At 69.3% G+C, this 21,933-nt stretch carries 21 protein-coding genes; 11 read left to right on the top strand and 10 right to left on the bottom strand.

From position 1 onward, the window contains the following. Window positions 1–28 precede the first annotated feature (28 nt). On the top strand, window positions 29–859 hold the full coding sequence (locus tag QHF85_RS08755) for a lysophospholipid acyltransferase family protein (protein ID WP_281326634.1): 831 nt from the start codon (window positions 29–31) through the stop codon (window positions 857–859). On the opposite strand, the gene QHF85_RS08750 is transcribed toward QHF85_RS08755, so the two are convergent. After that, window positions 860–1,867, bottom strand: coding sequence for a hypothetical protein (locus QHF85_RS08750; RefSeq protein ID WP_281326633.1), 1,008 nt, complete (start codon window positions 1,865–1,867; stop codon window positions 860–862). A 54-nt stretch (window positions 1,868–1,921) separates the two neighbouring features. On the opposite strand from QHF85_RS08750, the gene QHF85_RS08745 reads away from it, so the two are divergent. Together QHF85_RS08745 and QHF85_RS08740 are read left to right on the top strand one after the other, a co-directional pair. After that, window positions 1,922–2,497 (top strand): 3'-5' exonuclease, encoded by a 576-nt coding sequence (locus QHF85_RS08745; protein ID WP_281326632.1) that lies wholly within the window; start codon window positions 1,922–1,924, stop codon window positions 2,495–2,497. 100 nt (window positions 2,498–2,597) lie between these two features. Beyond that, window positions 2,598–3,209 (top strand): hypothetical protein, encoded by a 612-nt coding sequence (locus tag QHF85_RS08740; RefSeq protein WP_281326631.1) that lies wholly within the window; start codon window positions 2,598–2,600, stop codon window positions 3,207–3,209. A gap of 75 nt (window positions 3,210–3,284) precedes the next feature. Here QHF85_RS08740 and QHF85_RS08735 read toward each other — a convergent pair whose 3' ends face one another. From QHF85_RS08735 to QHF85_RS08725, 3 genes are all read right to left on the bottom strand, one after another. After that, a complete protein-coding gene (locus QHF85_RS08735) occupies window positions 3,285–3,866 on the bottom strand; it encodes an AidA/PixA family protein (RefSeq protein ID WP_281326630.1) in 582 nt (193 codons plus the stop codon). Window positions 3,867–4,343: 477 nt separating this feature from the next. Continuing rightward, window positions 4,344–5,903, bottom strand: a complete 1,560-nt coding sequence (locus QHF85_RS08730) for a GMC family oxidoreductase (protein WP_281326629.1) — start codon at window positions 5,901–5,903, stop codon at window positions 4,344–4,346. Then, window positions 5,900–6,409 carry a hypothetical protein gene (locus QHF85_RS08725; RefSeq protein WP_281326628.1) on the bottom strand — a complete coding sequence of 170 codons (510 nt, stop codon included), beginning with the start codon at window positions 6,407–6,409 and terminating at the stop codon, window positions 5,900–5,902. The genes QHF85_RS08730 and QHF85_RS08725 overlap by 4 nt, the downstream gene beginning before the upstream one ends. Window positions 6,410–6,602: 193 nt before the next feature. Between QHF85_RS08725 and QHF85_RS08720 the strand changes: the two genes are divergently transcribed. Next, window positions 6,603–7,184 carry a superoxide dismutase gene (locus QHF85_RS08720; protein ID WP_281326627.1) on the top strand — a complete coding sequence of 194 codons (582 nt, stop codon included), beginning with the start codon at window positions 6,603–6,605 and terminating at the stop codon, window positions 7,182–7,184. 168 nt (window positions 7,185–7,352) lie between these two features. On the opposite strand, the gene QHF85_RS08715 is transcribed toward QHF85_RS08720, so the two are convergent. After that, window positions 7,353–8,018 (bottom strand): hypothetical protein, encoded by a 666-nt coding sequence (locus QHF85_RS08715; RefSeq protein ID WP_281326626.1) that lies wholly within the window; start codon window positions 8,016–8,018, stop codon window positions 7,353–7,355. Window positions 8,019–8,496: 478 nt separating this feature from the next. Between QHF85_RS08715 and QHF85_RS08710 the strand changes: the two genes are divergently transcribed. The 6 genes from QHF85_RS08710 (at window position 8,497) to QHF85_RS08685 (ending at window position 13,578) form a co-directional block, all read left to right on the top strand. After that, complete coding sequence (locus QHF85_RS08710) at window positions 8,497–9,774, top strand: AAA family ATPase (protein WP_281326625.1); 1,278 nt, start codon at window positions 8,497–8,499, stop codon at window positions 9,772–9,774. A gap of 3 nt (window positions 9,775–9,777) precedes the next feature. Next, window positions 9,778–10,356, top strand: a complete 579-nt coding sequence (locus QHF85_RS08705) for a hypothetical protein (protein ID WP_281326624.1) — start codon at window positions 9,778–9,780, stop codon at window positions 10,354–10,356. Window positions 10,357–10,550: 194 nt separating this feature from the next. After that, a complete protein-coding gene (locus tag QHF85_RS08700) occupies window positions 10,551–11,381 on the top strand; it encodes a hypothetical protein (protein WP_281326623.1) in 831 nt (276 codons plus the stop codon). Window positions 11,382–11,434: 53 nt separating this feature from the next. Beyond that, window positions 11,435–11,755 (top strand): hypothetical protein, encoded by a 321-nt coding sequence (locus QHF85_RS08695; protein ID WP_281326622.1) that lies wholly within the window; start codon window positions 11,435–11,437, stop codon window positions 11,753–11,755. Window positions 11,756–11,800: 45 nt separating this feature from the next. Further along, the gene (locus tag QHF85_RS08690; RefSeq protein WP_281326621.1) at window positions 11,801–12,778 is read left to right on the top strand and encodes an aldo/keto reductase; all 978 of its coding nucleotides are present in this window, start codon (window positions 11,801–11,803) and stop codon (window positions 12,776–12,778) included. Next, window positions 12,775–13,578, top strand: coding sequence for a phytanoyl-CoA dioxygenase family protein (locus tag QHF85_RS08685; RefSeq protein ID WP_281326620.1), 804 nt, complete (start codon window positions 12,775–12,777; stop codon window positions 13,576–13,578). The genes QHF85_RS08690 and QHF85_RS08685 overlap by 4 nt, the downstream gene beginning before the upstream one ends. Here the strand turns inward: QHF85_RS08685 and QHF85_RS08680 are convergent. Further along, window positions 13,563–14,000 carry a hypothetical protein gene (locus tag QHF85_RS08680; RefSeq protein WP_281326619.1) on the bottom strand — a complete coding sequence of 146 codons (438 nt, stop codon included), beginning with the start codon at window positions 13,998–14,000 and terminating at the stop codon, window positions 13,563–13,565. The two genes, QHF85_RS08685 and QHF85_RS08680, sit on opposite strands and share 16 nt — an antisense overlap. 31 nt (window positions 14,001–14,031) lie before the next feature. Next, on the bottom strand, window positions 14,032–14,910 hold the full coding sequence (locus QHF85_RS08675; protein WP_281326618.1) for a LamG domain-containing protein: 879 nt from the start codon (window positions 14,908–14,910) through the stop codon (window positions 14,032–14,034). Window positions 14,911–15,031: 121 nt separating this feature from the next. On the opposite strand from QHF85_RS08675, the gene QHF85_RS08670 reads away from it, so the two are divergent. Continuing rightward, on the top strand, window positions 15,032–15,643 hold the full coding sequence (locus QHF85_RS08670) for a DUF3592 domain-containing protein (protein WP_281326617.1): 612 nt from the start codon (window positions 15,032–15,034) through the stop codon (window positions 15,641–15,643). Between the two features lie 575 nt (window positions 15,644–16,218). Here the strand turns inward: QHF85_RS08670 and QHF85_RS08665 are convergent. The 3 genes from QHF85_RS08665 to QHF85_RS08655 all read right to left on the bottom strand — a co-directional run bounded on the left by QHF85_RS08665 (window position 16,219) and on the right by QHF85_RS08655 (window position 21,719). Further along, window positions 16,219–17,433: an alanine racemase gene (locus QHF85_RS08665; RefSeq protein ID WP_281326616.1), complete on the bottom strand. Its 1,215-nt coding sequence runs from the start codon at window positions 17,431–17,433 to the stop codon at window positions 16,219–16,221. 4 nt (window positions 17,434–17,437) lie between these two features. Then, the gene (locus QHF85_RS08660) at window positions 17,438–19,498 is read right to left on the bottom strand and encodes a hypothetical protein (protein ID WP_281326615.1); all 2,061 of its coding nucleotides are present in this window, start codon (window positions 19,496–19,498) and stop codon (window positions 17,438–17,440) included. 457 nt (window positions 19,499–19,955) lie between these two features. Then, entirely contained in the window at window positions 19,956–21,719 is a 1,764-nt protein-coding gene (locus tag QHF85_RS08655) for a DEAD/DEAH box helicase (protein WP_281326614.1), read from the bottom strand. Between the last annotated feature and the right edge of the window lie 214 nt (window positions 21,720–21,933).

The raw sequence follows: 21,933 nt of genomic DNA, 5'->3' as shown, positions 1-21,933 counted from the left end.
CGTTTCCCTTCCGGAGATCCGCTTCTTCATGTCGGACCAAGACGCCTCGTCGGGGCGAACGACCTTCGCCGCGCTCTCGTCGGCCGCTCGTTTCGTCGTCGGCTTCACGCTGGTCGCGGTGGCGTCCACCGTGACCATCCTGATCGCGCTTTTCCTCCTGCCATTTCGGGTCCTGCGCATCAAGCTCTGCAACTATTACGGCAAGCTCATCGGGTATTCGATCACGCGTATCGCCGGCGTCACGCCCGTCCTTCATGACGCCGAGCGCATCACGCAGAGCCACCCGGCCATTTACGTCGCGAATCACGCCTCGACGCTCGACGCGTTCCTGTCGATCTGGCTCTGCCCGGTTGGCGGGTGCGGCGTCATGAAGAAAGAGGTCCTCAAGATCCCCTTCTTCGGCCAGCTCTACCTCCTGTCGGGGCACCTTTGGCTCGATCGGGCGAACAAGGGCTCGGCCATCGCGGCGATGGCCGGCATCGCGAAGACGGTGAAAAAGCACAAGCTTTCCATCTGGATCATGCCGGAGGGCACGCGCAGCCGCGACGGGCGCCTCCGCCCGCTCAAGCTCGGCTTCGTGCACCTCGCCATCGCCACGGGCCTGCCGATCGTGCCGGTCGTCCTCCACGGCGTGCACAAGAACTGGGTGAAGCACACGCTCTTCGTGCAGCCCACGACGGTGGACATCGAGGTCCTGCAGCCGATAGAGACCTCCGGATGGCGCGCGGAGACGGCGCGGGAGCACGCTGCCGAGGTGTTCAACGTGTTCGCGGAGAAGCTGCGCGACGATCAGAAGCCCTTGCCGGGCGTGCCGGCCGTGGCGGAGAAGGGCGAGAAGATCGAGCAGGCTGCGGCCTGATCAACCTGCCGCCTTGTTCCCCATCCGCCGCTGGAACCGGAGGCGGAGCACCTCGTCCTCGAGCTCGTTCGCGATTGCCATCGCGCGCCGCCTCGCCTCCGCGGAGGCCTCGCCGCCCACGATGCGCGCCAGCATGTTGAGCGCCATTGCGCGCATCCGCATGTGCCCGCCGTCGCCCGCGTGTCGGCACGCCTCCCGTGCGAGCGCCGCGCCTTCGTCGGGAAAACCTTGCTTCCAGCGCGCGTACGCGAGGCCGCTCGCCCGCCGTGCGCGCGCGAAGGCTGGCCCGTCTTCGGGGATCCGCAGGTAGAGCGCCTCCGCGGCGACCGGATCCGGCTGCTTGCCGCCCCACGAGCGGTTCCGCTCGAAGGCGCGTTGATCGATCCACCGCGCGAACAGGCAGGCCTTGTCGTGGGCGGGCATCGGGAGCTCGAACAAGGGCTCGATCTCGTCGAGCAGGCCGGGCACGCGCTCGACGTCGTCCCGGCTCGCGACGAAGGCCTCCGTGAGCAGCGCCTCGATGCGCGCCTCGGGCGGGGCTTTGCCGAGCAGGGGACGGATCCGGGCGAGGTGCGTCCGTGCCGCGTCGCGGTCGTCGCCGCGCAGCACGCACGTCGCGTGGGCGAGGGCGAGGAAGACGTGGGAGACCGGGTCTTCGCTCACCGGGGGCCGGTCCCAGAGGCGCAGGAGATCCTGGGCGAGGGGCAGGGGCAGGTCCGTGAAGCGCGAGTGATACGCGCCCATCCAGCGGGCCCGCTCGGTGAGCGCGTCCGGCAGGCCGAAGGCCGAGAGCGCGCGCGCCCCCCAGGTCCCGCCGTCGCGTTGCCCGCGCGTCCGCAGCCGACGCAGGGCGCGCTCGATCGAGTAGACGTCGTCCTCGTAGCCGCGGAGGGACGAGAGCCGCTCGGCGACCGCCGTCAGCGAGCCGTGCTGCGCGACGAGCCAGACGACGTAATCCTCCCAGGAAAAGCCTGCGGCCGCAGCGTGTCCGGGTTCGTGTCCGGGCATTTTCGTCGCGGCGAGCGTATCAAGGTTCCGAAGCAACCAACAAGGAGGACGGCGATGTCGAAGGAACCTGCATTTTTCCTGGTGATTGATCTGGAAGCGACGTGCGATGAGGAAGGGCGCATCCCCGAGAAGATCATGGAGATCATCGAGATCGGCGCGGTCCTCGTGGATGGCGTGACGCTCGAGCCGGTGGGCGAGTTCGCTACCTTCGTGCGCCCGGTCATCCGGCCGACGCTCACGGACTTCTGCAAGAAGCTCACGACGATCACGCAGGCGGACGTCGACGGTGCGCCCACGTTCCCGGCGGCGATCGAGGCGCTCGGGCGCTTCGTCGGGGATCGGGACGCGCTCTTCGGCTCGTGGGGCGACTACGACCGCAAGCAGTTCGAGATCGACGCGAACCGCTGGGGCGTGCCGCTCCCGCTCAAGGGGCACATGAACATCAAGAAGCGCTTCTCGGCGGCCCTCGGCGAGACCACGCGGTACGGCATGTCGAGCGCGCTCGAGCGCCTCGGGCTTCCGCTCCTCGGGACGCATCATCGGGGCATCGACGACGCGCGCAACATCGCGCGGATCCTGCCTTACGCCATCGGACGGGTGCCCATCCCAGAGACGCGGCCTACAACGTGAGACGGGACCTTGCCCGGAGCGCGAGCTTTCTTGCCGGCGAAAGCGGGCCATGAAAGCATCGCGCTCGGGGAGGATGATGTCCCGGGCGCGAACGAAGGCGATGACGGTGGCTGTGGCGCTCGCGAGCGCGCTCGGGCTCGCCGCGTGCACGAGCCATGTCACGCTCGCGCCGTCCGAGCTGCCGGCGCTCTCCAACGCCTCGCCCGGCCCGACCGGGCCGTTTTCCACGATCAAGACGAAGGACGGCGCGCGGAAGGTCGTCTACGGCCGCCTCGAAGCCGTCACGGTCCAGCGCAAGGGTGCGGCGGCGCTCGTGTATCCCGCGCCGATTCGATCGGTGGTCCTCGGGGATCGGCTCGTCGTGCGCACGCGGGACGATCAGCGCGAGATCCCGCTCGGCGAGATCACCGCGGTCCGCGCCTCGTACGACGATTACCTCGTGCGTGACCGGGTCGCGGGCGGCGTGCTCGTCGGCACGGGGGTGCCGATTTTCGTGGGCGGCGTGATGACCGCCGCGCTTGGCCTGACGAAGGATCTCGACGGAGGCACGGGCGCCGTGCTGTCGCTCTCGGGGCTCGGAGTGGCCGGGATCGGGCTCTTGATGATGATGCCCGGGATGGTGCTCGCGAAGAGCGGACCCAAGAAACCCGCGCCGGAGCCGGGGACGGTGACGGTCTCGGCGGGACCGGGCGGGATTTTGGGATCGTTCTGAACCTTCGGCCCCGCACCGATTCCATGAGATAGGACTCGACGAGCGGTGCGGGGCATTCAGGGGTTCGTGTTCAGCTCACGACGGCTGGATGGTCACGTACGGGTCCCACGTGACCGTGGCGTACGGCTTCCCATTCTGGTAGACGGTGCAAACGAAGCTGTACGCGACGTACTGCGTCGCCTGCATTTCACCGACGCACGTGGCTTGCACGAAGGCATCGGTGATCGGCTGGATCGAGACGCCGGCCGCATTGGACGTGGTGGAGCCGCCCGGCTTCGGGCTCTCCGGCGAGAAATTGAACGATTCGGTGGCGCGGCTGTAGGCGGGGCCATTCGCGGTCCCGGCGTCGGCGAACCACTGCTGCAGGAACTGGCTCGCGTCGAGCTGCTTGTTGTTGTCCGTTCCCCAGAGCCTCACCTGCGTGATCATCACCTGCCAGTTCTGGCCCTCCGGAAGACCCTGCGAGATCTGAAGCGGGACGGCGCGCCAGCGCAAGTTCGTCTCCGGAGCCACTTTGATGGAAAGCTCCGTGGAGCCCTGGCTGTTCCCCTGCACGATCGACGGATCCGCTGCGTACATCGACACCGCGTCCGACGGCAATTGGCCATTGGTCACGGGCTTCTGGCAGTCGACGATGATAAGGATGTCCTTGGCCATGTTCGTTATCTCCTCTGGTTCGATCGGTTTTTGCGAGTCCTGACTCGCGTTGCTTATTACGAAATCCGTGCCAGCTACCCCCGGTGCTCTGTTGCGGCTCGGACCGGGAATACGAGCTGTCACGCGGCCGCACCTCGTCATGCGTGCGCGGACGGGCGACGCTCGATATGCCTGCGGGCCTTCCTTCAGGCTCAGCCGCAGGCGTTCGCAGATGATTGCATGGGCTATGCCAGGGCGATCTCAGGCCCTGGAACGGCGCTCGATTCGGGCTCTGCTTTGCAAACGCAGGGCGAGCGCTTCGAGATATCTCCGGCGCCGAAGGCCCTGCGTCTCGTCACGAAGCGGCGCGTCTCCCGAAGACGCAGGCCCCCAGGAGACCCCAGCTCCGGAGGCCCTGCGTCTCGTCACGAAGCGGCGCGTCTCCCGAAGACGCAGGCGAAGAGCCGGACCTGGCCGGCGCACCGCGGCCCCTTGGGACTAGGAAACCAAGTTCTCCGCCCACACCGACGCGAGCGCCATGATCGTGTGCTGCGGGTTCACGCCGATCGTCGTCGGGATCGCCGACGCATCCGCGACGTAAAGCCCCTCGTAGCCGTGGACCTTGCCGCGCTCGTCGACCACGCCTTGCCGCGGATCCGCGCTCATCGGGCAGCCGCCGAAGAGGTGGGAGAGGATCGCGACGTAGCATCGCGGATCCGTCGGCCCCTCGTCGATGAGGTGGATCTGATCCGGCCCGATCTTGTACGGCAGCCCGAAAATCCCCGGGATGACCTCCCGCGCGCCGGCCTCGAAATGCATCCGCGTGACCATCGAGAGCCCCTTGCGGAGCTTGCGCATGTCGGCCTCGTCGAGCTGGTATTTCACCACGGGCCCGCCGAGCAGGCTCGGCTTCACCGTCCCCACGGACTCGGCCCGCACCGCGGCGACCCACATCGCGACGTGTCGGTACTCGCGGAACCGACGGATGAGCTCGGTCCCGCCGCCCGGAAGGCGCCCCGCCACCATCTCCGGCGGGATCGCGAGCGTCTCCAGCTTGAGCCCCGGATCCTGCCGGAACGCGGTCGAGGCCCAGCCCTGCGTGGCCCCGATGTTCTGATCGACCGGGTCGTCATACACGCCGAACACACCCGTACCCGGGTGCGCCCGGAAGAGCGTGCCGAGCGGACGGCTCTTGATGCCGCTCTTCGCGAGCAGGATCGGCGTCTGCGTCGCAGACGCGGCCACGAGCACGGCCTTGCGCGCCCGCACCGTGAAGCGCGCGCCGAACTTGCGGGTCTCCGGATCCTGAAAGCGGCCCGTCACGCCGATCACGCGCCGCCCATCGAAGAGCAGCTCCTTGACGGGCGCGGTCGAGAGCACGTAGCCGCCGCGCTCCAGCACCTCGGGAATGTAGTTGACGTTCGTGCTCTGCTTGCGGCCCTTGCGGCAGCCCTGGAGGCACTGGCCCGCGCCCTCGCAGTCCTTCGCATACCGCACCATGTAGTGCGACGACCAGCCGAGCTTCTCCGCCGCATCCATGGCCAGCGTGTTGATGAGCCCGCGCGCGTCAGGCGGAACCACCGTCGCCGAGAGCTCCTGCTCGATGCGATCCTGGTGCTCCCACACGCGCTTCTCCAGCGCGCGCCCATCGATGCCGTACTCGCGCTCCCACCGCGTAAAAACGTCGCCGGGCGTGCGGACCACGATGGCGCTGTTGACGACCGTGGTACCACCGACGCAAGAGGCCTGGACGATGGGCCAGAGCGCGCGGCTCTGCGTGACGAGCGAGCCCCAGTCAGGGAAGAGGTCGCGGATCGTGCCGTACGTGGTCCAAGGATAATCCTCGGGCGCGCGCCACGGCCCAGCCTCGACGATCGCAACGCGGTAGCCAGCCCGCGCGAGCACGACGGCCGCAGCCGAGCCACCAGCGCCGCTGCCGACGACCACGAAGTCGACCTCGGTTTCGAGGCCCGGCTGCGCGAACGAGGTGAACGTCGCGTGGCGGCCACGCGCCGTGTCCGAGAGCTTGTTCGGTGCGGTGCTTCGGTCCGTGCTCATGCGTGGAGTCCCTTGCCGCGATCCTTGTCGCGCCCGAGCGCGCGCTCCTTCTTGCCGAGCGAGAGCAGCTTGTCCGGCGCGCCGCCAGGCAGCGGCCCCTGCCGCGGAACGAAGGCCTCGAGGCGCCGCGTGCCCGGATCCTCGGGGTAAGGCGTGAGGTCGAGGAAGGCGCGAACCTCGGGCGATTGCCCCCAGAACATGCCGCCCACGAGCTTGAGGAGGAACGTCACCTGCCGGACGAGGTAGCCCGGGTGCGTCGCCATCGTATGCGCGTGCCGATCGAGGTCCTCCGCCGAGAGCCAGCTCGCGAGGAGCGGCTTGCGAATCGTGAGCAGAGGCGCGATCTGGAAGGCAACCGAAGCGGCAACGATGCCGGTCCAGAAGAGCCAGGTGGACTCACGGCGAAGGCGCGCGATCTTCCCCTCCACGCCAAGCTCGGCGAGGCCAGGCAGATCGTCCACGCGCGGATAAAACGCCGTGAGCGCAAAGCGGACGAGCTCGTTCACGGAGGGGGAACGTAGGAGGAGCAGGGGCCGAGGGGCAAGGGCTTCGTGCGTCCCGGGCGCCCACCGCCGAAAGTTCAGCCCTTCCGAACTCTCTGACTTCCCGAGGACCTTCCTGATCGGTAGAGTCTCGCCGCCTGCCGCGCCCCCTGGGCGGCGAACAGGGAACCACGAGACTTCACGAGGAAACGCGACCATGGCCTTCACGCTCCCCGATCTCCCGTACGCGAAGGATGCCCTCCAGCCGCACATCAGCGCCGAGACGCTCGAGTACCACCACGGCAAGCACCACAACGCCTACGTCACGAACCTCAACAAGCTCATCGACGGCAAGCCCGAAGCGTCGCTGTCGCTGGAAGAGATCATCCTCCGCTCCGACGGCGGCATCTTCAACAACGCCGCCCAGGTCTGGAACCACACGTTCTACTGGCACTCCATGAAGCCGAACGGCGGCGGCGAGCCGACGGGCGACCTGCTCGACGCCATCAAGCGCGATTTCGGCTCGTTCGAGAAGTTCAAGGAGGAGTTCTCGACCGCCGCCGCAACGCAATTCGGCTCCGGCTGGGCCTGGCTCGTGCAGAAAGACGGCAAGCTCGCCGTGACGAAGACGGGCAACGCCGACCTGCCGATGAAGCACGGCCAGAAGGCGCTGCTCACGATCGACGTGTGGGAGCACGCCTACTACATCGACTACCGGAACCTGCGTCCCAAGTACATCGAGACGTTCCTCACGAGCCTCGTGAACTGGGATTTCGTGACGAAGAACCTGCGGGGCTGAGGTTCTCGCAGCCGCCGCGCCGGGGCGCTGCCCCGGTCCCCGCGGGGGCTATCCGCCCCTCGACCCGGACCAGGGCCAGCCCTGGACCTTTGGGGGAAGAACTGCGCGATGCGCAGTTCTTCCCACGGGCCGGTGATGAGACCCGTGCTCCGCGCGAGCGGGGATCCGTCAGCCGTCGGCTGGCTCTTTCTTGGGCGCGCGGCGCTTGCCTTCTTTGAGGAAGAATTCTTCGGCGAGGGCGGGGCGTGCTTTGTAGAGATCGCGCAGTCGGCCGTAGGCGCTTTCGAACTGCTCGCGCACGGCTCGCCGCGCTTCGAGCTCTTCGGCGAAGCGTGTTTCCGCGAGGTCTTCTGCCTTCGATTCGGCCTTGATGGCCGCTGCGAACGCCGCGTGCGCTGCGTCGAAGCGGGCGAGCGCCTCGGCCACGATGCCGTGGGCTGCGAACTGGGCGATCCTCGCTCGGAGGGGCGCCAATCGTTGGAGTTGTGCCTCGCCTTCGGGATCGATTTCTTCGCCGTAGCCGTGGGGGAAGACGATCGCCTGCGCCTGGAGGGTCGGCATCTGCCGATCGAGCTTCCCGAGGTCCGCGTCGATGTCGCGGATCGTGTTCTCCAGCGTGATCTCGGCGTGATCCGCGAGGGCCGACGCCGCGCTCGCGTCGTCCTCCGCGTCCTCCGTGGCCCGCGCCTTGGCTGTCAAGTCGGAGTACTTCGCTGACATCTCGGCGTGTAGCTCCTGATGGAGCGGGGCCCCGCCGGTCGTGAGCTTGGCGAGGTGATACCGAGCCGCCCGCTTGTGGAGCGGGGTGCCGTCGGTGGGACGCAAACGACGCATGAATCCTCCCGGGAGCAGATGAAGGGCAAGGAAACTAACGGGGTTGCGTAGAAAAGTGCAAGCGCAAGAACGGAATGGGCACACAACCGACGGAAGGAGGGGTGCGCGGAGGCGGGGGCAGCGGACGCGGCGAAGGAGGGCGGTTGCGAGGGCGGGGAACGAAGGCGACGGGCGGCAGAAGGGCGCGTGCGGGGCGTCGCGGCGGGTGTTCCTGCGGAAGGAGGGCGGTTGCGACCCGGGGGAAGGGGCGCGGGGGGCGGAGGGGGGAGCGTTGCGAGATGCGGGAGCGGTCGTCCTTCGGGGGTGGGGGCGGGGGCGCGGTGTTGCGGCGGTCGTTCCGGCGGGGGTGGGGGCGGCTGCGAGGTGGCGGAAGGGGAAATCGGGGGCGGGAGGGCGGTTGCGAGCGGGGGCAGGGAGCGGATCGGCGCACTTGCCCGCTTCGGAGCCGGCGGGTAGCCTCCGCCACGAGGAGAGCACCGTGCGCTTCCGCGTCGAAAACCTGGGGCCGCTGCGCGAGGCCGAGATCGACCTCGGGAAGGACCTCATCGTCCTCACCGGGCCGAACAACACCGGCAAGACGTACCTCGCGTGGAGCGTGTACGGGCTCCATCGGCTCCGGGCGACGATGGAGGCCTTGATCGCAGATCCGGCGCTCACCGCGTTCCTGGCGTCGAAAGGGAGCGAGACGGATTTCGGGGGCACGTCGCCGGATTGGCAGGCCATTCTCGAAAAAACGGCAGCAGGGTGCCAGGCGTCGCTCTCCCGTATCTTCGCGTCCGCTCCCGAGACCTTCGAGAAGGCAAGGGTATCGCTCGTCGGAGGGCCGGATCTCGCAGCGCGAGCGGCGAGCCACGCGAGGGATCTCCCGGGGATCCTCGCAGCGATGCCAGCGCTGCCTGCCGACGAACCGCAGATCAGTACGATCCGCGACCTCGTCGTGCTCTTGAAGATCCGTTCCTGGGTGTTCCCGAATTGCATCCTGTTCCCAGCCGAGCGGATCGCCGTGAACATGTTCGCCAAGGAGCTCGCGCTCAAGCGAACCGAGCTCGTGAGCGAGCTCCTCGAGGCGGACGCCGGCACGAATGCCGCCCTGGTGCTCCAGCGCCGCGCAGGCCGTTACGCCTGGCCCATCCGTGACAGCCTCCAGGTCGCGAACGATCTGGCCAACATCGCCAAAGAGAAGAGCCCCTTCGCCGACCTCGCGGACGATCTCGAACGAGTCGTCCTCGGAGGCAAGGTCGTCGTTTCCGACCTGGGAGAGCTCTCCTTCGCCCACGATGGCGGAAGCGATCGTCCGCTTCCCGTCCACCTCACGGCCTCGGTGGTAAAATCCCTCGCGAGCCTCGTCTTCTACTTCCGCCACATGGCGAAGCAGGGCGACTTCCTCATCATCGACGAGCCCGAGCTGAACCTCCACCCGGACAACCAGCGCAAGATCGCTCGCGTCCTCGCCAAGGCGGTCAACCGCGGGTTCAAGATCATGATGAGCACCCACAGCGACTACGTCCTGCGGGAGCTCAACCACCTCGTCATGCTCTCCGATCCGAAGGAGAGCGTGTCCCAGGTCATCGACGAGCTCGGCTACGACCGCGCCTCCATCCTCCCGCCGGAAAAGCTCGGCGTCTACCTGTTCAAAGAACAAACTGCGCAACCGGTGCCCGTGACCGTCGATGGTTTTCAAGTGGAGACCATCGAACGCGAAATCGCCGCCCTCAACGCCGACGCCCAAGCCATCTACGCCGCGCGCTTCGGTTGAGCCATGGCCCTGTCGCCGCTCCTCCAGGCCCTCTGTGACGTGGTGCGCCCGGAGCTCGGGACCGTCCCGGCCGTCATCCGGCTCGAAGAAGCCGATCCAGGCAGCGCGTGCCCGCCCGTGGTGATCAAGAAACGCGGCCCTGCGCTGGTGCTGAAGCTCGACGCGCCGATCGCGCGCATTCCCTTGCTCCGGCACGACGCCGAGGGGCTCACGAGCGCCTGTGACTACCTGGTTTTCTACCAGCCCGAGGACGAGCGCACGCCGACGGTGTACGTCCTCTTGTGCGAGCTGAAGACGAGCCACAGCGGCGGCGCGCGGCAGCAAATCGAGAACGGCAAGCTGCTGGCCGAGTTCCTCGTGTCGATGGCCGTTCATCACCGGCTGAACCAGGCGCCGCCACGCCTGCAGTACCGCGGGATCATCTTCCGCGGCAAGGGCGTGGCCGAGCCGCGAGGCGGGCAGATGCGTTCAGTCTGCCCCTACAGGCAGCACCCCGTCTGGCGAGACCTCGGCATGGCGACGCTCCCAGCCGTCCCCGAGCGCGACATCTCGTTTTTCTGCGCGGCCATCGTCCCCGCATGACCACCGTCATCCCCCGCATCGACTGCGCTTCGCGCAGTCGATGCCCAGAGGTCCAGGGCTGGCCCTGGTTCGGGTCGAGGGGCGAACAGCCCCCGCGGGGCCCGGGGCAGCGCCCCGGCGCGACGCCTGCTCGAAGGAATAGGCGCCCGTGCTCCGGCGTCCCCGGCGCCATGCCGTTCGCCGCTCTGAGGGACATGCTCGCGCTTCCGCTCGCCGTGCTGCTCTTTTCCTGCACGCGCGGCGACGCGCCTGCGTCGACGGACGGGGACGCCGCCCCGGGCCCGCTGAGCGCCTCTCCCGCGGCTGTCGTGGTGCCCGCGCCATCCCCCAGCGCTCTCCCGAGCGCCGAGCCGCCGGACGCGGGCGTGAACGCGACCGAAACTGCCTATTGCGATCCCGAACATCCCCCGCCGCCGCCTTCGCCCGATACCAGGATTTATGCCACCTGGCGGACGTTTCCCGTGGACCTCGGGGCGCACGGCGGTGCCGGTAAGCTTCGTGTGCTCGAGGATTCGCGCCTGACGCGGCCCGGAGCTGTGCGGAGCGGCACGCACCCGAGCGTGCCGCCCTGCGATTGGCTCCAGAGTCGGGTGGAGTTGATCGACGAGAAGGGCGCGACGCTGCAAGTCGAGCGGTTCATGCCCGAGCTCGACGTCGAGCTGCGGACGATGGGCCCGGGTGCGATCTTGATCGAGACGATCGAGCGCATCCATTGCCTTGCGAGCTGCTGGTGCGGGGATGGGCATGCCTTCTGGCGCATCGAGGGCGGGCGGCTCGTGCCGCACGAGGGGCGCGTGGTGGAGCGTCGGCCTGCTGCGGGCAAGCCGGCCGTTGGGGCGATGTTGAAGGTCCAGCCGGTCACGCACGGATGTTATGAGAGCTCGAGCATCGAGACCAAGCCGGGCCGTCCTCCCGTGCTCGTCGTGAATCGCTCGGCCATGGGGAGCTTCGTCACGGCGCAGGAGCGGCACTGGTTCGAGGACGGCACGTGGAAGGCGAGCATCGTCGAACACAAGTGGCAGTAGCGCGCGGTTGACGCTGCCCGGTCGGGCCCCAGGAAATCCGAGGGGAGGTACCGATGAGAATGCGTCCTTGGATCCTGGCCTGGGTGGTGGGGGCGATGGTCGTCGGCGCGGGCGTCGAGGCGCGCGCCGAGGATACGGAGGGCGAAGGCGAGGAGAGCGCGACGCTCGACGAGGCGTCGGATGCGCTGGTCACGCAGGGAATTTGCGAGATGTGCAGGCGGACGTGTGCGCGGGGGCGGTGTTTGCCGATCTGCCTGCGGATCCGGTGCGCGGCGCCGGATTGGCGGGACCGGGTGTATCCGCCGGACTTGTGGCGGTGGCGCGAGGACCTGGTCCGGCCGCGGCCGGGCCGGCCGGAGGTGCGTGATTGGTAGCGGGCGCTTGCCGTTCCTGCCCCCTCTGCGCTACGCCTCCGGCCCATGTCGTCCCTGCTCGCGCCCTGGACCCGCCCGCGTGACCCTTCGGAGAAGCCCCTGCTCGCCGTGGGCACCATGAACTTCGGCAAGCGTACGCCCGAGGAGGAGAGCATCCGGCTCGTGCATCACGCGCTCGATCGCGGGCTCACGCTGTTCGATACGGCGAACGCCTACGTGGACGGGAACTCCGAGCGGATCCTCGGCAAGGCGCTCGCGGGGCGGCGCGACCAGGCGCTCGTCGCGACGAAGGTCGGGTTCGGGCGGACCGCCGGCAAGCCCGAGGGGCTCTCGCGGGGCCGCGTGCTCGCCGCCATCGACGAGAGCCTCGGGCGGCTCGGGATGGAGTTCGTCGACGTGTATTACCTCCACGTGCCGGATCCCGGGACGCCCATGGAGGAGACGCTCGACGCCGTGCAAACGTTGATCGCGTCGGGGAAGATCCGCTCGTGGGCCGTGTCGAATTACGCGTCCTGGCAGGTGCTCGAGATGTTCCAGATCGCCGACCAGCGCGGGATGCCGCGGCCCGTGATGTCGCAGGTCCTTTACAACGTGCTCATCCGGCAGCTCGATATCGAGTATTTCCGGTTCGCGAGGAAGTACGGGCTGCACTCGACCGTGTACAATCCGCTCGCGGGAGGCTTGCTGTCGGGGAAACACGCGCCTTCGGCCGAGCCGGCGCGAGGGTCGCGGTTCGAGAAGAATCCGCTGTACCAGCGAAGGTACTGGACCGATCGGTTTTTCGAGCTCGCCTCCGCCTACCGCGAGGTCGCCGAGGGCGCGGGGATGACGCTCGTCGAGCTCGCCTACGCGTACGTCGCGGGGACGCCCGGCGTGGACTCGATCCTCGTCGGGCCCGGGTCGATCGCGCACCTCGACGCCGCGATCGACGCCTGCGCGAAGGTGCTGCCCGCCGAGGCGCGGCAGCGGGTCGACGCGCTCTACCGCGAGTTCCAGGGGACCGACGCGAGCTACGCCCGATGAATTTCCTCGCGCCGGAGGCCTCGACCGTCGATGTGGAGGCGGCCCTCGCCGAGCTCGCGGAGGTCGGGTTCGCGCGGCTCGGGCGCGCGCTCTCGGACGAGGGGATCGCCACGCTCGCCGCGCGGGCCGACGATCTCATGCTCGGCCGCGTGGTGCACGAGGGGCTCTTTTTCCAGCACGACGCGGAGAGCGGGCGGTACGAGGATCTCCAGCACGGCAAAGGGTGGGTCGGGCCGTCGATCCATTATCGGAAGCTCGAGAAGCTCGAGAAGGATCCCATCTTTCGAGCTTTCCTCGGCAATGCGCTGTTCGAGCGGATCACGCGGGCCCTGACGGAGGGGGCCGTCACGCTGTATCGCGCGGTCCTGTTCAACAAGGCGGCGCAGGCCGGGACGGCGCTGCCGTGGCACCAGGACGGGGGGAGCTTCTGGGGGCTCGATCGGGCGCCGCTCGTGCAGATCTGGACCGCGCTCGACGACGCGCCGGCCGAGGCCGGCTGCGTGGAGATCGTGCCGAAATCGCACCACGGCGGGCTCGCGACGCCGCTCGGCGGGGTGATCCCCGCGGAGGTGACGCGCGCGGCCGAGGCGGAGGCGCGCTCCGTGCTCGTGCCCGCGCGCGCCGGCGAGGCGATGCTCATCCACAACGACGTCTGGCACCGGTCCGGGACGAACACGACGGGCAAGCCGCGGCGCGCCGTGACCGTGTGTTATCTGCGCGGCGAGACGCGGTGCGTGCGCAAGCGGAGGGCGCCGCGGACGTTCGAAACGATCTTCGAGGCCCGTCAGCCGATGGCTTGACGGTTCATGCCGGCCCAGCGGAAGGCGTCCTCGTGGGAGCCGAAGACGCGGCCGAACCTCGGCGCGTGCGCCTTCACCAGGCTCTGAAGGCTCATCATCTGGAGCGCGTTGTCCGCGGAGACGACGGCGATCCGCCGCGAGGCCGCTTCGAGCGCGGCGAACATCTCGCCGAGCGCGGCGTGCGTGACGGGGCCCCAGGCGAGGGTCGCCTCGCGAAGATCCATGACGGCGCCGCGGACGCGCAGGCCGGGCTCGCGGGCGACGCGCTGGAACATTCCGACCATTTCGCGCGCGTAGGCCGCGCCGATCTCGCGGCTCACGTCGGGCCGACGCCAGACGCGGCACGCGGCCACGCCGTCCCCGACGGTCAAGCAGTAGTTGCCGCCCTCCGCATACACCTCTCGCAAAGGCTCCGACGACACGCCTCAAAGCAAGAAGGAAATCCGAGGGTTGTCAAGGACGAAGCTTGCAACCGTCGCCCGACCAGACGCCGCCCGCGTCGCCGCAGATTTGCGCCTGCGTGCGCGCCTCGCGCCACCACTGGATCTCGTCCATCGAGCCGGCGAACGGGAAGAGGCCCTGCTCACGGCGGCCGATGAAGAGGGCATTCTGGATGGGGCCGAGGAAGCCGCCTTTGAACGTCTTGTGGAGCGCGCCGTTGATGTAGAGCGCGAGGGTGCGACCGTCGTTCACGTAGGCGACGTGGGTCCACGCGCAGACGGGGAGCACGCCGCACTCGGTGCCCACGTTCGTCGTGCCCGTGGTCTTTCGCGAGAAGATGAGCTGGATGTTGCCGCATGCCGACTGCATGAGGACGTTGTCGTCGTTCTCGCCGGTCCCGCGGCTCACGAGCGAGCCCACGGCCAGGCGCTCGTTTTGCTCGGGCCTGATGCGGACCCAGAGCTCGATGGTCGCCGCGGTCGTGAAATCGAGGTCGGGGGACGCCGGGACGCGTACGTAGCCGCCGTGAAACGAGAGTCCGCGCCCCACGCGTCCGGGCGCCCCGCGAACGAGGCCGCTCGAGGTGGCGCCGTGATGGTCATGGCCGGAGCTGTCGAGCCCGGCCGCGTTTGCCTCCTCGAAGCGATACCAGGCCACGAGGCCCGGCGGCGCTGGGCCGAGGAAGGGAGCGGGCAGGGGCGGGGGGGTTTCGTCGCAATCCGCCGTGGCGATTTGCTTGGTGTTGGCGGGCGGAGGCGGTGGGGCGTCTCCAGCGATGACGAGCGGCGCCGGGGAGGAGGGCGGCGACGCGGGATCGGGCGGCGGCGTGGCGCATCCGAAGAGCGGGACCGCGAGGAGCAGGGGCGAAAGGAAGCGCGGCGCGAGGGGCATCGCGGGTCGAGCTTTCTTCGAGAATGCGACGGTGGTCAAGCTACGGTGATGGAAATCGCGGGGGCCCTGCCGCATCATGCCCGGAGGCGTACGCGGTTCAGGGGTCGCTCGAGGTGCACGGATGGGCAAACGTGGTCGCCAGAGAATCAAGACGCTGAAGATGCCGGACGGCGAGAAGGTCGAGCTCGACGCGAAGGGGCGCGTGCTCATGTCGCAGGGGTCGCAGGGGATGCTCGCGGTCGGGATGATCGTGATCGGGTGCTTTCTCCTCGGATTGCCGTGGTGGGCCCGGAGCGGGGCCGAGGAGCGGGCCGAGCGGCTCGCGCGCATGCGCTCGTTCTCCGAGGCGACGTGCACGATCAAGGATATCGTCTGGGGAGAGCCGGATCCCGAGTACGGGACGACGCGGGTCTCCGCCGACTATCAAGTGCACGTCCCGGGGCAGGAGAAGACGTTCCTCGCGAGCGGGGTTTCCTGGGAAGGGAACGAGATCGACAACATCACCGCCGCTTCCAAGAAGCAGGAGCTTTTGCTCAACAAGCGAGTGCCCTGCTGGTACGATCCGGCCGATCCGACGAACGCGCTGCTCATGCAGGCGAGGGCGACGACGCCGCCGCCGATGAGCAACGGGGTCTTCGTGGGGCTCTCCGTCGTGGGGTTGCTCTTCGTCGTCGCGGGAATCGCGACGCTCCGCACGAAGAAGCGGCTCGCCCTCGGCGGGGGCGACGATTGAGAGGTTTTTTCAGCCTCCGGCGGGTCGCAAGTTGCCGACGCGCAAGGATTGAATGTGCGTCTGGACATCCACGTCAGGGGACGATGTGAGCACGAATTTTTGCCTCTTGTCCGTCAGTCTCGCAATTTTGCTCGTCGGCTGTACGTCACCACGTTCCGCAGACGACTCGACGGCCGCCGTCATGTCGTCGCCCCCTGTGCACATGTGCTTCGCGGATGAAAAAGGGGCGCCGCTCGTGGGAGCACGCGTGACGTCCGAAGCCCTGCACGCCGTCCCCGGTTCCGTCTACAAGTGGGAATCAGCCATGCCCACCGGACCTGCTCTTCCTGAGGTCACCACCGGGCCCGACGGATGTGGTGACATCCGATGGCTGTCGCGGCTCGACGCCGGTCCGACATGGAGTCAGCTCGTCGTGAGGCCCGCGGATCAGGGGCCCGATGGATGGGGAGCCATCTGCTCGCGGCCCCGGTCGCCTGCACCTCCCCAGGGCGAGGGCGAGGAAGGCAAACCTCTTCGCTGGCAGGTCGCGCCGCAGCGTTGTGTTTTGGTGTCCGCGCTCGAATGAGCTTTCGGTTTCAATGAAAACACTCGCCCGCGCCGCGGTAGGTGAGCGCGCGGGATTCGACGTGGTCGCCGCGGACGAGGAGGTAGTCGCGGAAGAACGTGGCGAGCTCGCCGGATTTGGCGTGGCGGAAGAAGACGGGATCGCCGGGCGCGAGGTTTACGTGGGGCGGGACGGCGAGCGGGGTCTGGACCTCGCCGGCGCCTTCGAGATCGAGGAGCGAGAGGCCCTCGGGTAGGTAAGGCATCGGGAGGCGATCCGGGCCAGCCGCGCCCGAGGCGATGAGGCCGCCGCCCTGGCACGTGACGAAGCCAGGCGCGGGGCGCCGCGTGACCTGGAGGGCGAAGAAGGCGGCCGGCTCGGGGCGGAAATCGTCGTAATGGTCGAAGAGGTGGCTGCCGAGGAAGCCGGAGCCGACGGTGATCTCGGTGAGGGAGGCGTCGCGGAGGGAGGAGGCGGCGCTGCCGGTGCCGCCGCCATTGAAGAGGGGGATCGGGAGGCGGCGGCGCTCGAATTCGGCGGTGATCTCGGCCCGGAGGGTGGTGACGGCGGCGCACGCGATCCGTTTGAAGGCGCGCTTCGCGCCGGGCGGGAGCGGGCCGAGCGGGGTCTGGTCGGGCGTGCCGGCGATGTGCGCCTCATAGCCGAGGAGGCCGGCGAATTCGAGATGGTGCGAGGAGGCCACGCGCTCGGCGAAATCGGCGACGGCGCGCGCCTCGTGGAGCGGGCTGCGGCGAACGCCGAGGTGCAAGCGGCCGCCGAGGCGGCGGAGGGAGACGTCGATGTCGACGACGACCGGAATGCGCGTCTCGTGCGTCGCGGCCGCAGCTTCGAGGATGTCGAGGTGGATGGGCTCCTCGACGGCGATGGAGACGCGTTTTCCTTCGCGGTTCACCTCGGCGAGGAGGCGCGCGTCGGCGGGCTGGGCGGTGGGGTAGGCGACGAGGATGTCGTCGAAGCCCTGCGCCGCGAGGAATCGCGCTTCGGCGGGGGCATAGGCCATGAGGCCGCGGAACGAGGGGCCGCCGCGGTGGAGGATGTGGCGGACGAGATCCACCGAACGAACGGATTTCGTGCCGATGCGGAGCGTTTTTCCGCTGTCGCGGACGAGCGATGCTACGGCGTCGACGTTGGCGTCGACGGCATCGAGATCGACGAGGGCGACGGGCAAGGCCTCGCCGGCGAGCGCCTTGCGATAACGGTCGTAGCGGTGGCTTCGGGTCTCCATGGCGTCAATCACAAGCCGCGCTGATGGGAGCAGCCGTCGGGACGCGCGGCGTGCCTTTGGAAAAACTCTCCAGGAAACATTGCATCTGATGTTTCGGGGGCTCGGTCTGGAAGACGACCTCGTGCCCGTCCTCCACGCCGTCCTCCGGATGTTGCACGACGACCGCCGTGGAACCGTCGACGTTGCCCGCCGCGGGCAGGGAGATCTCGCTGCGGCCGGTGAACGAGAGGAGCGCGGCGAGCGGAGTGTACACGGAGAGCTCGGGGGGCGAGGCGTCGAGCGGCGGGCCGGCGAGATCGAGGCCGAGCGAGAGGCTCATCGGGTTCGCGATGGGCGGCAGGATGTAATGGTCGACGATGCCCTGCATCATGAGGACGTGCCGCGGCGAGCCCTCGTTTTCGCGCAGGATCCGCGAGGCGTACGGCTGGACGTCGGCGGGCTCGCCGGCCCATTGCAGGAGGTTCAGGAGCGGATCGACCTCGGTGAGCGAGTATCCCGTGCCGCCGACGCCGACGAGGGACTCGGCGAGCGGGCGCGTGGCGAGAGGTTTTTGCTTGTGGACGATGTTCGCAAGGAAGCTCGCGCCCGCGCCGCTGAGGAGCAAGGCGCGGACGCGGGGCTCGAAAGCCGCGGTGAGCGGGACGATCGAGGCGCCCATGGAGTGGCCCATGAGGGCGAGGGTGTTCGTGTCGAAATGGGCCTTTCCGCCGGCCGCGTCCGCGCCGGGGCAATCGGCGACGTCGATTTCGATCGCGCCGAGGACGTGCGCGAGCAGGCCGAGCTCGGCGGCGGATTGGCGGATGTTGTCGCGCAAGGCGACGGGGTTCCCCACGTTGAAGACGAGGAACTGCTCGTCGCCGCCGGTCTTGTTGCGCAAGCCGCCGTGGGGGCCGTCGGCGCTGGCGCCCGCGAAGCCCGCGCGGGCGAAGGTGAGCGCAGGGCCGGCGCCGGGGTCGATCGCAGGGCCGCCGGGCTCGGCGTGGACGCCACGATCGACGAGAGGCCGCTCGCCGCCCGCGCCGGTGCGCGAGAAGAGGACGATGGGGTATCCCGCAGCAGGCATCGGGCGGCGCGGGACGGTGACGACGAAGTTCGCTTCCTCGAATCGCTGACGCACGGGTTTGCCCGCAGCGTCGAACACCCAGTCACCGCCGGCCGAGGTGTACGGGGGCTCCCCGCTTTGATACACGGGCAAAGCAATCGTGGTTTCGTAGACGCAATACTCGCTAAAGACCTCGTTCCGCACGAACGGCGAGGACGGCGCGGGGAGCGGCTCGGCGAGCATCGCCTCGGCGACACGCGCGTAATCGTCGATGGGCGCAGCCGTGGTGAAGACCGTGAGCGCGGCAATCTCGTCCGCCGGGATGCCCGCCTCGGCGAGGGCCACGAGCGCTTTCGTGTAGGTGGCGAGCGCGGCGCCGGACATGCCCGCCGGAGCTTTGCCGGCGCGCAGATCGCCCATGGCCGGCGAGGCGCCGAGCGGGGCGCCGTCGCGATCCTTCAGAGAGGTCCGGACGACGGCGGCATAGGTGGTGTTCGGCCGGAGCGGGACCCCTTGCACAGGGAGGAGGGCGAGCAGGTTCGGCGCGCCGTACGGGCCGCCGTCTTCGAGGAAGCGTGCGGCGATGGGATACCGGCGGAGGAAATCGGGAGCGTCCGCGGAGACGCCGAGGAGGAGGGCAGGGGCATCAGGCGCAAGGCTGTCCGTCGGCGTGACGAGCTCACCCGCGGGCAAGGGGCCGTCGAGGCCAAAGTAAACGGCCGTGCTGGTGCCGAAGCCGCGGACAGCCGCAGCGAGGTCGATCATCTGCGCAGCGATCCCGTTGTTCGAGGGATTCGGGAAGGCCGAGAGGTCAGCCATGCCATTCGCCAAGAGGCGCGCGTCGCTCGGAAACGGAGCGCCAAAGAAGCCGCCATCGCCCGTGAAATCGAGGGCAATCCGCGTGCGCTCGGGGCCCGGCAGGTCCGTCCCGGAGGGGCCGCAGCCAAGGCCGATCGAGGCGAGGACCAGCGCGGCAGCGCAGAGGTGCGAGGAGGCACGTAGGCGGGCAAACGCGCGCGGCATGAAGGCCACTCTCGCCGTGGCCAGCGCGCGTGTCCAGGCCTGTCTCATCGAGGTGTCGCCGCGCTGGGGCTTTGCCCCAGGCCCCACCAGGAGCTGTCCGCTCCTGGACCTGGACCAGCGCAAGCGCTGGACTCGTGGTCGATGAACTGCGCGATGCGCAGTTCATCGAACGGGCCGAATCAAGACCACGAGCGATCCTGCCAAGCAAGACGACAGCGCTGACGGTTCAGCTGGCAACGCGGTCCCACCGGCCTGTGGGAAGAACTGCGCATCGCGCAGTTCTTCCCCCTGAGGTCCAGGGCTGGCCCAGCAAAGAGGGGGCGGACAGCTCAAAAAACTTCCCCCGCATCGACTGCGCTTCGCGCAGTCGATGCCCAGAGGTCCAGGGCTGGCCCTGGTCCGGGTCGAGGGGCGGATAGCCCCCGCGGGGCCCGGGGCAGCGCCCCGGCGCGACGCCTCAGCGCGTCATCGAGGGATGGCGAAATCGGCGCGGGGGTTCGTCGGCGCCGAGGGGACCTCGGCCGCGCGGGCGAGGTGCCGGGCCCGGGCGGGCAGGGGCCTCGCCGTGCGATTCGGGCATGGGGCGGATGCGGACGCGCGGATCTCGTTCGTCCGGACGTGCTGCCGAGCGGGCGAAATCCGAGGCGACGGGGGACGCGACTTCCACGCTCGACGAGAAATCGCCGACGTGGATCGCGCCGACCTGATCGCTGCGAATGCCGCCGCGACGGCACACGAGCGCGAGCAGGCGGCGCGGATCGGCGCCGTGGCGGCCGCCCCAGCTCACCTGGAACGGGACGAAGGCGCCCGCGTTTGGCGCGTTCCGCGGGGCACGGGGCTCCGGGGGGCGGCGCGGGAGCGGCTCGTGCGGAACGAGCGGCGTGACGGGCAGCGGCGCTGAGGGGCCGGTGTGGCGGGAGCGCGCGAGCAGCGTGGTGACGAGCGTGGCCGGATCCATGTCCGCGAGCAAAGACGCGGCGAGGGCCTGGAGCCGCGGATCGACGGGATCGGCTGCGGGGGCGCGGAGCTCGGCGGCGAGGCGCGTGTCGGCTGCGCGGAGAACGTCGTCGGTCGAGGGGGCGGCCGACCAGGTGGCGCGGATGCCGGCGCCGCGGAAGAGGCGGGCCACGTAGTCGCGGGCTTGCGGCGGGACGAGCATCACGCTCGTGCCCTTGCGCCCGGCCCGGCCGGTGCGGCCGCTGCGGTGGGTGAAGGTCTCCGGATCGCTCGGGGGATCGGCGTGGATCACGCGGCCGACGTCGGGGATGTCGAGCCCGCGCGCCGCCACGTCGGTTGCGACGAGCGTGGTGACCGCGCCGGAGCGGAAGGCCCCGAGGGTGCGGGTGCGCTCGCGTTGTTCGAGCTCGCCGCTCAGGGCGCGCGCTGAAAAACCGGCCTGCCCGAGGCGCTCGGCGAGCTCCGAGGCGCCCTCGCGGGTGCGGACGAAGACGAGCGCGCGCTCGGTGGGCGCGAGGAGGAGCAGGTTCACGACGGCGGCGTCGCGCTCGTCGGGTTTTACGAGGTGCGCGACGTGCGTGATGTCCTGGTTCGCCTCGCCGAGGCTCGTGCCCTCGACGGCGACGGCGTCCTTCTGGTAGCGATTCGCGAGGGCCGAGACCTCGCGCGAGAAGGTGGCTGCGACGAGGTGGGTGCGGCGCTCCTCGGGCATCTTTCCGAGGATGGTCTCGAGCTCCTCGCGGAAGCCCATGTCGAGCATCTGGTCGGCCTCGTCGAGCACGGCTGCGCAGACGCGCGAGGGATCGATCGCGCCGCGCTCGAGGTGGTCGACGAGCCGGCCGGGCGTGCCCACGACGACGAGCGGGCCCTGCCGCAGGTTGTAGAGCTCCTGCGGGATGCTGGTCCCGCCGGTCACGGCGCAGACGGTGGCGCCGAGGGGCCGGAAGAGCCACGAGAGCTCGCGGGCGAGCTGGGCGGCGAGCTCGCGCGTCGGAGCGATCACGATCGTGGCCGGCTTGGCGGCGACGGATGGCGTCGATGCCGGGGTCGCGCTCGCCCGCTCCGCCACGATGCGCTCGAGGTCGGGGGCGAGGACGAGGCCGATGGCGACGGTCTTGCCCGAGCCGGTCTGCGAGAAGAGGCGCAGGTCGCGCCCCGCGTGGGCCGGGTCGAGGACGGCTTGTTGAATGGGGGTGAGGGACGTGTAGCCGCGGCCCTGGAAGGCAGCCGCGAGGGCAGGCGAGAGGGTTTCGATTTCGGTCATCGGGTGCGGAGCACGGGGGCGTTCGGTACGAAGCGCTCGGTTCGTCCGAGCAGCGCCCCCGCGTAGAAAGGCGCGCACCATAGCAGCTCTGCCGACGGATCGCCCGGAGTTTCGTCCGCCGGATTGTTGACGCTCGGACGAGCCGCCGAGAGCGCTCGCCCGCGCCCGGATGTGGCACTCGTGATGCAATCCGCGGCTGTCCCCGTGTGCACGC

Source organism: Polyangium sp. 6x1, from assembly GCF_029946515.1.
In the GTDB taxonomy this organism is placed as follows: Bacteria; Myxococcota_A; Polyangia; order Polyangiales; family Polyangiaceae; genus Polyangium.
Note: the sequence above shows the minus strand (reverse complement) of the source record. Positions and strands in the feature narration are given on the sequence as shown.